The following is a 13,345-nucleotide window of genomic DNA, read 5'->3' as shown; positions in this document are numbered from 1 at the left end:
GTTGTCAAACATTAATCTACAAGGAGAATTTATTCTCAATTTTTATAATTGAGATAGTTTGTGCCGCTTAAATAAAGAGGTTTTGATAACCAAATTAAAGCAGCTCTAAAGAGTTTTGAGTTAAAAGTAAAACTTCAGGTTTTTATTCATAACAAATGTACTAATCAACTAATTTTTTGGGGAAAATTAGTCAACTCATTACTATAACATATAATTAGGGTTTGCTGAAAAAGTTTTTCGTGGGGGCAGGCTTCGGCCGTGAGATCAGCGTTCGACCGAGCGTTCGACAAAAGCTCACGCGGCGGTTCGACAAGCTCACCGTCCGCTCGACTGAGCTCGCCGAACGTCCGAAGTCTCACGCCCAGGTCCGAACGGGTGTGGGGTGTAGGGTGTGGGGTTTTACCGATTTTGAGGTGGTCAATTACCTAATTTTCAGGGAAAAAGTACCTGAATTTTCCCCCCGCTCACTCCCAGGGCTGGTACTTTTTGATTGCCAAAAAGTCTAAAAGTCTTATCCAGCAAGGTTTTTAGATTTATTCAGCAAGCCCTAATTAATTTGCAAGAGTTCTAATAAAAGAACTGGAGAAGAAAATCTCGGAATGGCAGGAGGAGAGGAAGAGATTATATCCATTGTTTGTGCTTTATACAGTTGTATATCCTCGCGAAAACAGGGGAAGACGACATCCTAAAGACCAGGAAACAAGACGTGCCTATGAAGATGCTGGAGAACAGCTTGTTTCAATCAGGGAAAAAATAGAGGCAATAAGTGCAAAAATATCGAAACTACAAAATACCATCTTATCCCTGCAACGAGAGCTGAACTTGCCTGACTGTGGTAACATTTGTCGTATTCATCCCGTTCTAGGCAGCGATGATCGTGCAATACGGGACAATATGCGTGGGCGGTGATTTTTCCCGTGTCACTATCAAAATTAGGAGAAAGTGGCTTAATATATATATGAGGGTTAAAGTCCTCACTATGAGGGTACTTATCTCCTATTAAGAACCGTAAACAATGCAATGAAAACTTTAAATCAGAATCCCTTGCAAGTAGAGGGAGGAGAAACCCTGCCCCTACTTTACGAAATTGATCAACATCTTTGGTTAGAGGAAACAATAAAACTCCTCAAGGAAAATCGCTTAGATGAATTAGATATAATCCATTTAATTGAGGAATTAGAAAGCTTGAGTAAAAGAGATAAAAACCGAGTCAGTAGCTTACTTGAACAAGTGATCATACATTTATTACTTTTACACTATTGGACAACAGAAGCAGAAATAAATCGGAATCATTGGCGAGCGGAAATTATCAGTTTTCGCACTCAGTTAAGAAAATATTTAACGACGAATTTACAGAATTATTTAGCTGAGGAATTACCGATAATCTATCAGGATGCTTTAGATTATGTTCAAGAAAAAACTGGTTTTTCTAGCGATTTTCCCCGAGAATGTCCTTACAGTTTAGAGCAATTATTAGATAAAAATTGGTTCAACTGTGAAGATTAGACATTAAAGATGTTAAAATTATCAAGGAAAGCCGTTCTAAAACGATGGGTTTTTTAACCCAAATTTGCGATAATAAGATGCGATTAAATTATCCACTGGCCATCAATGCAGATTTTTAGCTCTTTTGTCTCATCTACGGCCACTTTTGCCGAATTATCCCTACAAGCGGCCAAGGCCCCTGTTGATACCCTCACGGGTTGGTCATTAGAGGATCGCGATCCGCAGGTGATCGAAAAATTTGTCCCCCTTCTGGATTGGTTTTATCACCATTATTTTCGCGTTAAAACCGATGGTTGGGAAAATATTCCCCCCTCAGGACAGGTATTATTCATCGGCTCCCATAACGGCGGTTTAGCGGCTCCCGATATGTTTATGATGATGTATGATTGGTTTCAACGATTTGGCAGCGATCGCTTAGTCTATGGTTTGATGGATTCGCGAGTCTGGCAAGTTTTTCCATCCCAAGCGCATCTAGTGGCCCAAATGGGGGCCATTCATGCTCATCCGAAAATGGCGATCGCAGCTTTGAACAGTGGTGCTAGTGTCTTAATTTATCCAGGAGGTGCTACCGATGTTTTCCGTCCCCACAGTTTAAGAAATAAAATTCATTTTGCCGGTAATCAAGCTTTTGTTAAACTAGCTTTACAGTACGAAGTGCCGATTATTCCCGCCATTTCCCACGGCGCTCACTCGACTCTGTTTGTCCTCGAAGATATTTATCCTCAATTAAAAGAATTGCATAAAAAGGGTATGCCTTGGCCTTTCGGTATTGACCCTGGGACCTGTCCCATCTATTTCGGTTTACCCTGGGGACTAGCTATCGGTCCCTTGCCGAATATTCCCTTACCCGTACCGATACATACGCGGGTTTGTCCCCCAATTATTTTTGAACGTTACGGCAAAAAAGCAGCCCGGGACCGCCGTTATGTACGCGAATGTTATGAGAAAGTCTGTTATTTGATGCAGCAGCAACTCGATCAATTAGTGGCAGCCAATTCTCCCTGATACTATAGAGGAAAGTGGGGACAGAGCGATCGCGCTTGAGGATTGCTGCGGTCAGATTGGCCCGCTTGTGAGATAATGAAGTGTTTTGAGCAAAGTTATCAGTACAAAGTTTTCTCTTGAGATTTGACGATTATTTGGGGAATGCAGAAAATTATGAAACTATTACCCGCAGAATGCCAGCATTTACAAGACAAAGTAGCCATAGTAACCGGGGCCTCGCGAGGGATCGGTAAAGCGATCGCCTTGGAATTAGCCAGCCAGGGTGCTACTGTAGTGGTGAACTATGCTAAATCTAGCAGTGCTGCCGATGCCGTTGTCGAAGAAATTACCGCGGCCGGGGGAAAGGCAATAGCTCTACAAGCAGATGTGGCTAAAAGCGAAGAAGTGGATAATTTAGTGGACAGTACCAAGGAAAAATTCGGTCATATTGATGTCTTAGTTAATAATGCCGGTATTACCCGGGATACCCTAATGTTAAGAATGAAATTAGAAGACTGGCAAGCGGTCATCGATCTCAATTTAACCGGGGTTTTTCTCTGCACTCGGGCCGTCAGTAAATTGATGTTAAAACAGAAAAGCGGCCGCATAATTAACATCACTTCTGTATCCGGTTTGATGGGTAATCCGGGTCAATCTAATTACAGCGCCGCTAAAGCCGGTGTTATCGGTTTAACGAAAACTTTAGCCAAAGAATTTGCCAGTCGAGGCATCACTGTTAATGCCGTGGCCCCCGGCTTTATTGAAACCGATATGACTCATGACCTCAAAGCAGATGAAATTCTCAAATATATTCCCCTCTCCCGTTATGGAAAACCGGAAGAAGTTGCCGGAATGGTGCGTTTTTTAGCCGCCGATCCCGCCGCTATTTATATCACTGGTCAAGTCTTTAACGTCGATGGTGGTATGGTTATGGCTTAATTCAGTTATCAGTTATCAGTTGTTGGTCGTCAGAATTTAGCTTTTTTATCCCAACTCTGGCACTCTCATCTCCCCACTTCCCAATTCATAATTCATAATTTATAATTTAAAATGACTTACTGTTTAGGAATTATCAATCGTTTTGGCATTGTTATGGGGGCGGATTCTCGCACGAATGCGGGAGTCGATTATATCTCGGCCTATCGGAAATTATTTGACTTTTCGGTATCGGGAGAAAGAGTAATTATGGTCTGTACATCGGGGAATTTATCGATTAGCCAAGGAGTGATTCACGAACTAAAAAGAGATCTGCACAATCAAGAGGATAAAAATCTCCATTCTCTGACTCATCTCTACGATATCGCCCACTATATCGGTGATAAAAGTCGTCAAGTACAAGCTAGGGAAAGAACCTGGCTAGAAAAAGATAATATTGATTTTAAATGTAAGTTTATTCTTGGGGGACAAATTAAAGGAGAAGATCCGCAATTATTCCTGATTTATCCCCAGGGAAATCATATTCAAGCCACCAAAGAAACGCCCTTTTTACAGATAGGTGAAACTAAATACGGTAAACCGATTCTCGATCGCACTATTACCTATGATACACCCCTAGAGGAAATGGCAAAATGTGCCTTACTTTCCATCGATTCGACCATGAAATCGAATATTTCCGTCGGACCGCCTATCTATTTGAGTATGTATGAAGCTAATAGCCTAAGCCTACGTCATAAGTTACAATTGCGCCTAGGAGATCCCTACCTAGCCAAAATGCGGAAACTCTGGGAAGATTACGTCCGGCAAGCTTTCGAGGCTATGCCCAATGTGGAATGGCATTATACCGATGAAGACCCCAAAGAGGATATCATAATAGATTAAGTAGCTCTTTTTAACTTAACTTTACAACTCGATGATCATTGTTACCTTGATGTTGGCAGGTAGTCTAGCTTGGTTTTTTAGTACCCTTGCTGGTGGGGGCAGTCCCCTGATTCTACTCCCCGTTTTAGGTTGGTTTCTCGATGCTGCCGTCATTCCTCCGGTTTTAACCACGGGGATGCTACTCGGTAACGTCCAACGCATGGGAATGTATTGGCGCGCCATTGACTGGCCCTCGACGGTGTGGTATCTACCCGGGGCAATTATGGGATCTACCCTCGGTGCTTTTGTCTTTGCCCATTTACAACTCAAATGGTTGCCGCTAGTTTTGGGAATTTTTCTGGTTTTCTCCTCGCTTAAACAATTATTTCCCCAAGAAGAAAATCCTTTTTTTGAGATTAAAACTTGGTATTTTATGCCCTCGGGATTTATCTACGCTTTCCTATCGGGATTAGTTGGTAGTACTGGCCCGATGATGAACCTGTTTTATATCAACTATGGGCTAGTTAAAGAACCAATGGTGGCAACGAAATCCGTTCACATGGTAGTAGTTCATGTGGCCAAATTAATCGCCTACGCAGCTTTTGGAGTTTTACATCTGCCTTTTCTCGGTTACGGTTTATTATTAGGATTAGCGGCCTGGCCGGGTAATTGGTTAGGACAAAAAGTTTTAGAAAAAATGAGTCCCCAGCAATTTAAACAAGCAGTGATGTTATTCGTTTCGATGAGTGGCCTATTGATGATCTGGCGAGAACGCGGCATCGTCTTTTAAAATTTTGCTGACAAGGGGACAAATTTTGCTAGAATACTAGATAAAGTTGAATTGTATTAACCCCGTGTAATACACCGATAACCGTTAAATTTGCTCCTTGATTAACCCCGCAACTGAAAATGACAGAAACCGCCAATTTTACCCTCGAACAAGGTTTAGAACGCTACCAACAGGGAGAAAGCGCCGCCAGTTTATTGCCAGAATTTAAACAATTAAGCGATCGCAGTCCGAAAAATGCCGCCGTTTGGTCCTGTTTAGCTTGGTTATATATGCTCACCGATAAACCGGAATTAGCCCTAAAAGCCGCCCAAAAAGCCGTTAAACTCGATAAAGTTTCCCCCCAAAACCGGATCAATTTGGTTTTGGCTATGTTAGAAACCAAAACCGCCGGAGTCAGAGAACATATCGAACTAATCCAACAATTAGTTAGTTTAAACAAAGAAGTTCGCCAAGAAGTGGATGAAAATATCGCCGATGGTTTGGCTAGAAAACCCGATTGGAAAAGTTTAGAACGCGTCAAAGCTTGGTTAAATGAATAAGAATATGGAATTATCAAAACAGTTATTACTCGGCTTAAAAGCCAATGATTTTCGGCATCCTATCGACCTGGATGCGACTAATTCCCTCAAACAATTGCCTGGGTTAGATATAGCCGTAAGAAGTTTGTTAGGTTCCGTCGCTGAGGAATTCTTTTACTTAAATAATATTGCTGCTAGTGTTTTGGTGGGGGAAAAACAATTACCCGACCTGCATAATCTACTCCTAGAAGCTTGCCGAATTCTCGACTTAGAACCACCTCAATTATACATTCAACAAAACCCCGTTCCTAACGCCTATACCTTCGCCATGCGCGGCAAAAAACCGTTTATGGTTATCCACACTTCCCTAATTGAAATGCTGACTCCCGCAGAAATTCAAGCGGTAATCGCCCACGAATTAGGTCATCTCAAATGTGAACACGGCGTTTATCTCACTTTAGCCAATATTATGGTCCTAGCGGCGGGATTGCTGCCCAATTGGGGGACAATGTTAGCACGATCCCTACAGGAAAGAATGTTAGCCTGGGTGCGCTGCGCCGAGTTTAGCTGCGATCGAGCGGCTTTATTGGCAGTTCAAGACCCAAAAATCGTCATGTCGGTGTTAATGAAGTTAGCCGGAGGTTCCCCCAGTCTCGCACCTTTATTAAATTTAGAGGCTTTTATCGATCAGGCCAAGTCCTACGATGCCGTCAGCGCCTCGGAAATGGGCGAAATGTTAAAGGGTTTGCAAACCCAACAGTTAACCCATCCCCTCCCCGTCCTACGCGCGCGAGAAATTGATCGTTGGGCTAGTTCCCCCGATTATCACAATTTGTTAAAGGGGCCAAAAATGGGTTATAATGATAAAGCTAGTGCCAAGGGCGAATGGCGAAATTGGTAGACGCACCACACTCAAAATGTGGCGAGGCAGCCCCTCATGTCGGTTCGAGTCCGACTCCGCCCATTAAACTGACAAAAACCAAGCATAAGAATTTATGGTGCGTTACCGCAATTTTAACTTAGTGTCAGCATTCGTCCCTCGCTTTTAGCGATGGCATGAATGATGACCAGTATATAGGGTTTGCTGAATATTACTGGAAGCCCTAAATAATCCCATCAGACAAGATAAATAAAATTCCCCAAGAAAAAGGGGAATTTTATTTTGAAAGATCACAGTTAACCCTAGTTTTCCTGTTTCGGCTGTTTTAACTTTTTCAACCATTCAGCCCGTTCTCGATAATTCATGTAAGATTTAGAGCCAGCTTTTATAACGTCACTTGCATCTTCAGATAAATATTTTTCATTCAAAGAATTTTGCTGGGCTGTATCGCTGTTGGATTCTGTCCCAAAACTGTTTTGCCCCTTGTTTAGTAAACCTGAAAGCATAGCTTTCCTCTCCCGGTGCTAGTGGTCTGTCAAAGCAATAATGACAGATAATAGGAGAGTTAAATTTAGACTAACTCTTCCAGTTATGCCAGCTAAAAAATATATTGTCTCCCTAACGGAGAATGAACGTACTTATTTGCAAGAATTGACCCAAAAAGGGAAAGCGGCTGCCCGAAAAATTAATCATGCTCGTATCTTGCTCAAAGCAGATATTAGTCAAGAGAATGGGGGCTGGAATGATCATCAGATCAGTGAAGCCTTGGATGTCAGTAGAAGGACAATAGAAAGAGTCAGACAAAGATTTGTTGAAGAAGGATGAGAAAAAGCCATAAATCCTCGCCCCCAAAACTCGTCAAAACTGAAAAAGATAGATGGAGAAACAGAAGCCCATTTAATAGCTCTGGCTTGCTCAGAAACGCCAACAGGTTATCATCGTTGGACGTTACGATTATTAGCAGAACAAATGGTCGTGTTAGAGTATGTAGAAAGCATTTCTCATGAAAGCATTAGACAAGTGTTAAAAAAAACGAAATTAAACCTTGGTTACAAGAATGTTGGGTAATTCCCCCTAATGAAGATGCTGAGTTTGTGTGTCAGAGGTCAGAAGTTTTAGGGCTATATATCCTGCCCTACGACCCAGCCTATCCCTTGGTTTGTTTTGATGAAAGCTGCAAACAACTCATTTCAGAAACTCGACCACCTTTACCTCCTGAACCCGGACAACCTGAACGCTTTGATTATCAATATGAACGAGAAGGAGTTAGTAATATATTTATGTTTTTTGAACCTTTAAAAGCTTGGAGGCACGTTGAGGTCACTGACCAACGGACGAGTATTGATTATGCCCAACAAATGAAATACTTGGTAGATGAACGTTATCCAGATGCTGAAAAAATCCGAGTCGTTCAAGACAACTTAAATACCCATGTTAAAGCTTCATTATACAAAGCATTTCCTCCCCCTGAAGCTCGTCGTATCTTAGATAAATTAGAGTTCTATTACACTCCTAAACATGGAAGTTGGTTAAATATGGCGGAAATTGAGTTGAGTGTTTTAAATAGACAGTGTCTTAACCGACGTATTTCTGACAAGGAAACTTTAATCCAAGAAGTGGAGGCTTGGGAACAACAAAGAAATCAATCTTCTTCTCCTGTTGATTGGCAATTCACTACCGAAGATGCTCGTATCAAATTAACTAAATTATATCCGTCAATTTTAACTTGACAGACTACTACTATAAAATAACTTTACATTTCTTTTATCACTTTTGGAAAATGCTATGCTTGTAGATGAGACAAAAGAACTAAAAAGCTGCATTGATGCCAAGTTGATAATTCAAGCGCATCTTATGATAGTCTAAATATTTTCTTAAAGATGGTGAACCAGTGTTTTTAACCTTCTTATTAACGACTTTATATTATATCTGGAATTACTCCTTTCTGCGTTTATCGACGCAATTAAGTTCCTTATAAATGTAAAATAGCGTTAAACTAGCTGTAATTTTTGATACAGTATTAGCAGGATTTATTTAGTTAAAAAACCTGCCTTTTGATGATTGACATTGAATCAACAATTTCACCAAATCTTTCGTGTTTGATTCTGATTCTTTCTCTGACTCGATAAACTTGACCATTGCTAGAATTAAAAATATCATAAATAAATGATGTTTCTGTTGGATCTTGACCGTAAGAAGAACACTTAAAAGCAATTTCTAATGAAGAAATAAAGTCTCTATATTCGACCCAATCTTCTTCTTGACAAGCTTTTATATAAGATAATTTATCGGATTTTAGATCGTATGTGAAATATCCAGTATCTACTGAACCCCAGTTATTAGCTAAATAGTATCGAGCTAAAATATAATTATTTTTTATATCGAAAGATATGGGTGTGAATATCATATATCCAGGAGATTTTTCTGAACGTAATTCAATCTTTTTTATTTCATTATTATTTTCAACAACAATCTTAATAGATAGAGTTTCCCTGTCCGTTGCTGGTTCACAAAATCCCAATGTATTTGTTTGATCTTCATCTTTTCCTATTCTTCTTAAAAACCCTTCAAAATAAACTTTTGTGCTAGAGTCATTTGATGCTAATTTTTCTGATTGATAGATCAATTCAACTACTCGATTACAATTATCTCCTTCCAAAGCTCGAATAGGAAAAGAAGCCTCATTCTGAGTATATCGATGACTAACCGTCGATAAAAAAAACGTCATAAATATTGCATTGCTCAAAATAGTTTTGTTCATATCATCTCAAGACAAATGTTTTTTCCTATTGATTAAGATAATATTTGAAGTTTTTTATCTAAGTGTTAATAATCACTGGCTGTGGTAATTGTAACACAGACAGACACCAAAGACAACTACTATAAAATAACTTTATATTTCTTTTATCACTTTTGGAAAATGCTATGCTTGTAGATGAGACAAAAGAACTAAAAAGCTGCATTGATGCCAAGTTGATAATTCAAGCGCATCTTATGATAGTCTAAATATTTTCTTAAAGATGGCAGCAGGAAAGAGCGATCGAGAATGATTAAGGACAAAAATCAGCAAACCTATAGAGACCCTAGTATTGTCGGTTATTATGCCCAATTAACCGCGCTACAGCCGGCAGAAAAGACAATTTTAACCCTGCTGCAAGAGCATTTATCAACGATGAAAATGCTTGATTTAGGGGTAGGTGCGGGACGGACTACGAAGTATTTTGCCCCTCTTGTGGGAGAATATATCGGTGTTGATTATTCTGCGGAAATGATCGCCGCTTGTCGTCAAAAATTCCCCCATTTAGTCTGGCAAGTGGCCGATGCTAGAAATCTAGAACAATTTGCGGATAATTATTTTGATTTTATTCTCTTTAGTTTTAATGGCATTGATTATATTTCCCATGCTGACCGTTTTCTAGTTTTAGAGGAAATTAGCCGCATCGGTAAAACTGGCGGTTATTTTTGCTTTTCTAGTCATAATCTTCAGGGAATTATCCCAGAATTCGATTGGAAAAAAAAGATTAGTTTCAATCCTTTTAGTAGCTATGTCAATTTAGTCATCTGGGCGATTTTGCGGGCCTGTAATCCCTCTCTTAGCTACCAACAGTTATTGACTGCTGACTATGCAATTATTCGGGATGAACCCCATAATTTTCGTCTGCGAAATTATTACGCCACCCCCAAAGAACAATTAAGACAGTTAAGGTCTTACTTTCAAGAGATTAAAATTTATTCTTGGAAAACCGGTCAGGAAATTAAGAGCGAACAAGAGTTAAATACTAATCTTGATCATTGGCTTTATTATCTCTGTGTTCTTCCCTAATATTATCCCGCTTTTTTGGGGGATATTGAAGTAATGCTTGGGCAAGATAATGACCGGTGTAGGATTTTTCACATTTAGCCACGGTTTCCGGTGTTCCCACCGCGATTAATTCTCCTCCCTTGTCCCCTCCTTCCGGTCCCAAATCAATAATCCAATCGCTACAGCGAATCACGTCGAGATTATGTTCGATGACGATAATCGAATTACCTTTATCGACCAATCTTTGTAACACATCTAAGAGATGATGCACATCATAAAAAGATAACCCCGTAGTCGGTTCATCGATCAAATATAGGGTTTTTCCCGTGGCCCGTCGGGATAATTCGGCCGCTAATTTCACCCTTTGCGCTTCTCCACCGGATAAAGTGGGCGCACTTTGACCGAGTTTACAGTATCCTAAACCCACATCCACGAGAGTTTGTAATCTGGTGGTGGCCCGGGGGACATTTTCAAAGACCTTTAATGCTTCCTCGATCGTCATATCTAAGACATCGGCGATCGAATAACCTTTATACTTAACCTGTAGGGTTTCCCGATTGTAACGCGCCCCTTTACACACATCACACTGCACATAGACATCGGGGAGAAAATTCATCTCGATGACGTTTACCCCTTGGCCTAGGCAAGCTTCACAGCGTCCTCCCTTAACATTAAAAGAAAACTGCCCCGCTTTGTAACCTCTAGCTTTTGCTTCGATGGTTTCGGTGAAAATCTCGCGAATAATGTCAAAAACCCCCGTATAGGTGGCAGGATTTGACCGAGGAGTGCGTCCTATCGGTGATTGGTCAATGACAATTACTTTATCAACCGCGTCCAATCCTGCCACTTTATCTAACTCTTTGGGGAAGGGAGTTAAACGGGTTAAATGATGTTGTAAAGCTGGATATAATAACTCATTAATTAGGGTGGATTTGCCTGAACCAGATACCCCCGTAATCGAGACTAATTTTCCTAAAGGAATCGTTACATCGATATTTCTTAGGTTATTTTGATGGCAATTTTTTAAGACTAAAGCATTACCATTCCCATACCTTCTTTGGGGGGGAGTTTCAATAACTTTGCGTCCCGATAAGTATGCCCCTGTTATCGATTTTTTGGACTTTAAAAGGGTTTTAAAACTGCCTTGACAGATGATTTCTCCGCCATGAATCCCCGCTTTGGGACCGATATCGACCACATAATCGGCTGCCCGAATCGTTTCTTCATCGTGTTCGACGACAATTAAAGTATTACCTAAATCTCGCAATCTTTGCAGGGTTTCTAACAGTTTACTATTATCTCTTTGGTGTAATCCGATGCTAGGTTCATCGAGAACGTATAATACTCCCGTTAATCCCGAACCGATTTGAGTGGCTAATCGAATTCGTTGGGATTCTCCCCCGGATAAAGTCATCGCCGGTCGATCGAGGGTAAGATAATCTAATCCCACATCGATTAAAAATTGTAGTCTCGCTTTGATTTCTTTGATGGCTAATTCCCCAATTAATGCCTGTCTTGGGGTTAAATGACAATCATTAATTCTCTGCAAACAATCCCGAATGGTAACTCCAGTAAAATCCGTGATCGTATATTGTCCTAAACGTACCGATAAAGCTTCCGGTTTTAATCTTTTTCCGTGACAAACTTCGCAGGTTTGGTTAACAATATATTTCTCTAGTCTTTGTTTAATAACTTCCGAGGTGGTTTCTTGATAATTCCTATCTAAGATATTGATAACTCCCGCAAATTCTCGATAGTAACCGCGACCAGTATCGTAACGGTAATCATCTTCAAAATAGATCGGTTCTTTACTACCATAGAGAATGATATCTTGCTGGGTTTTTGTTAGTTTATGCCAAGGAGTTTGGATTTCAAAACCTAAAGCTTGCCCTAAACCGTAGAGGAGAGAAAGATAGTAGGAATTATCCTTATCTGACCAGGGGGCAATAGCAGAATATACCGGTTGTTTTGGGTCTGGAATGACTAAATCTGCCGAAAATTTCCGTAAACTGCCCAATCCGTGACAGTTGGGACAAGCACCATAGGGAGAATTAAAAGAGAATAAACGGGGGGATAATTCTTCCATAACTGCCCCGTGTTCGGGACAGGCAAATTTCTCGGAAAAGACAATTTCTTTGGTAACTTCGGGATTATCTTCGTTATTCTCATCGAGAATTTCCACAATCGCTACACCATCGGAATGCTTTAAACAAGTGGTTAAAGAATCCACTAATCTTTCCTGTAAACCCTCTTTTTTGATCAGGCGATCAATAACAATTTCAAGATCATGAAGATGTTTTTTATCTAACTCGATGCCCTCGGATAATTCTACTACCTTGCCGTCAATCCGCACCCGGGCAAAGCCTTGGGAGGCCAAACTAGAGATTAATTGCTTATGAGTGCCTTTTTTGCCGCGAATTACTGGGGCTAAGATTTGAAAACGGGTTTTCTCGGCTAATTCCATCACTCGATCGCACATTTGATCGATGGTTTGGGGGGCAATATTGCGATCACAATGGGGACAATGGGGTTCACCGGCACGACCGAACAATAAACGCAAGTAATCGTAAATTTCCGTTACAGTTCCCACACTAGAACGGGGATTGTGGGAAGTGGATTTTTGGTCGATGGAAATAGCCGGACTTAAACCCTCGATCGCATCCACATCGGGTTTATCTAATTGTCCCAAAAATTGGCGCGCGTAGGCGCTGAGGGACTCCACATAGCGGCGCTGTCCCTCCGCAAAAATAGTGTCGAAAGCGAGGGAAGATTTGCCCGATCCCGAAACTCCCGTAAAAACAATCAACTGATTGCGGGGTAATTCGAGATCAACATTTTTGAGATTGTGTTGTCGGGCGCCACGGATACGGATTGAGTCAGTTTGAGCCATCGGACGGTGCCAAGTAGTCCTTAACAATCATAGCCTTGATGAATGGGTTTCAGCTACTAAGTAGGTAGGTGTTAAAAATTGTCAGATACCCCCCTTATCAAGGGGGGATTAAGGGGGGATCGAAGGCAAAATCTATCTTCTATTTAATTAAAACCACTTACTTAGAAAACCAGTCTTC

At 40.8% G+C, this 13,345-nt stretch carries 11 protein-coding genes, 1 tRNA gene and 1 pseudogene; 10 read left to right on the top strand and 3 right to left on the bottom strand.

What is annotated here, in order from left to right; genetic code table 11:
* Positions 1-1,020: 1,020 nt before the first annotated feature.
* The 8 genes from IM475_RS08485 to IM475_RS08450 all read left to right on the top strand — a co-directional run bounded on the left by IM475_RS08485 (position 1,021) and on the right by IM475_RS08450 (position 6,559).
* Positions 1,021-1,506 carry a DUF29 domain-containing protein gene (locus tag IM475_RS08485; protein ID WP_287727281.1) on the top strand — a complete coding sequence of 162 codons (486 nt, stop codon included), beginning with the start codon at positions 1,021-1,023 and terminating at the stop codon, positions 1,504-1,506.
* 105 nt (positions 1,507-1,611) lie between these two features.
* Entirely contained in the window at positions 1,612-2,511 is a 900-nt protein-coding gene (locus tag IM475_RS08480) for a lysophospholipid acyltransferase family protein (RefSeq protein ID WP_287660636.1), read from the top strand.
* 141 nt (positions 2,512-2,652) lie between these two features.
* On the top strand, positions 2,653-3,429 hold the full coding sequence (gene fabG / locus IM475_RS08475; RefSeq protein WP_002782849.1) for a 3-oxoacyl-[acyl-carrier-protein] reductase: 777 nt from the start codon (positions 2,653-2,655) through the stop codon (positions 3,427-3,429).
* A 111-nt stretch (positions 3,430-3,540) separates the two neighbouring features.
* The gene (locus tag IM475_RS08470) at positions 3,541-4,308 is read left to right on the top strand and encodes a proteasome-type protease (protein WP_004163590.1); all 768 of its coding nucleotides are present in this window, start codon (positions 3,541-3,543) and stop codon (positions 4,306-4,308) included.
* A 31-nt stretch (positions 4,309-4,339) separates the two neighbouring features.
* On the top strand, positions 4,340-5,077 hold the full coding sequence (locus IM475_RS08465) for a sulfite exporter TauE/SafE family protein (RefSeq protein ID WP_159253905.1): 738 nt from the start codon (positions 4,340-4,342) through the stop codon (positions 5,075-5,077).
* Positions 5,078-5,196: 119 nt separating this feature from the next.
* Entirely contained in the window at positions 5,197-5,616 is a 420-nt protein-coding gene (locus tag IM475_RS08460) for a tetratricopeptide repeat protein (protein WP_287660635.1), read from the top strand.
* On the top strand, positions 5,609-6,496 hold the full coding sequence (locus IM475_RS08455) for a M48 family metallopeptidase (protein WP_287660634.1): 888 nt from the start codon (positions 5,609-5,611) through the stop codon (positions 6,494-6,496). Before IM475_RS08460 ends, IM475_RS08455 begins: the two co-directional genes overlap by 8 nt.
* A tRNA-Leu gene (locus tag IM475_RS08450) sits at positions 6,475-6,559 on the top strand. The genes IM475_RS08455 and IM475_RS08450 overlap by 22 nt, the downstream gene beginning before the upstream one ends.
* A gap of 218 nt (positions 6,560-6,777) precedes the next feature.
* Here the strand turns inward: IM475_RS08450 and IM475_RS08445 are convergent.
* Positions 6,778-6,981: a hypothetical protein gene (locus IM475_RS08445; RefSeq protein WP_287660633.1), complete on the bottom strand. Its 204-nt coding sequence runs from the start codon at positions 6,979-6,981 to the stop codon at positions 6,778-6,780.
* Positions 6,982-7,066: 85 nt separating this feature from the next.
* On the opposite strand from IM475_RS08445, the pseudogene IM475_RS08440 reads away from it, so the two are divergent.
* Positions 7,067-8,205 (top strand): annotated as a pseudogene (locus IM475_RS08440) (IS630 family transposase).
* Between the two features lie 308 nt (positions 8,206-8,513).
* Here the strand turns inward: IM475_RS08440 and IM475_RS08435 are convergent.
* Complete coding sequence (locus tag IM475_RS08435) at positions 8,514-9,236, bottom strand: hypothetical protein (RefSeq protein WP_287727280.1); 723 nt, start codon at positions 9,234-9,236, stop codon at positions 8,514-8,516.
* Positions 9,237-9,521: 285 nt separating this feature from the next.
* On the opposite strand from IM475_RS08435, the gene IM475_RS08430 reads away from it, so the two are divergent.
* Complete coding sequence (locus IM475_RS08430) at positions 9,522-10,298, top strand: class I SAM-dependent methyltransferase (RefSeq protein ID WP_287727279.1); 777 nt, start codon at positions 9,522-9,524, stop codon at positions 10,296-10,298.
* Here IM475_RS08430 and uvrA read toward each other — a convergent pair.
* Positions 10,255-13,167 carry an excinuclease ABC subunit UvrA gene (gene uvrA, locus IM475_RS08425; RefSeq protein WP_287727278.1) on the bottom strand — a complete coding sequence of 971 codons (2,913 nt, stop codon included), beginning with the start codon at positions 13,165-13,167 and terminating at the stop codon, positions 10,255-10,257. The genes IM475_RS08430 and uvrA overlap by 44 nt on opposite strands.
* Between the last annotated feature and the right edge of the window lie 178 nt (positions 13,168-13,345).

Source organism: Microcystis sp. M061S2 (genome assembly GCF_020245605.1).
GTDB lineage: Bacteria > Cyanobacteriota > Cyanobacteriia > Cyanobacteriales > Microcystaceae > Microcystis.
This window is presented reverse-complemented; position numbering and strand designations above follow the sequence as displayed.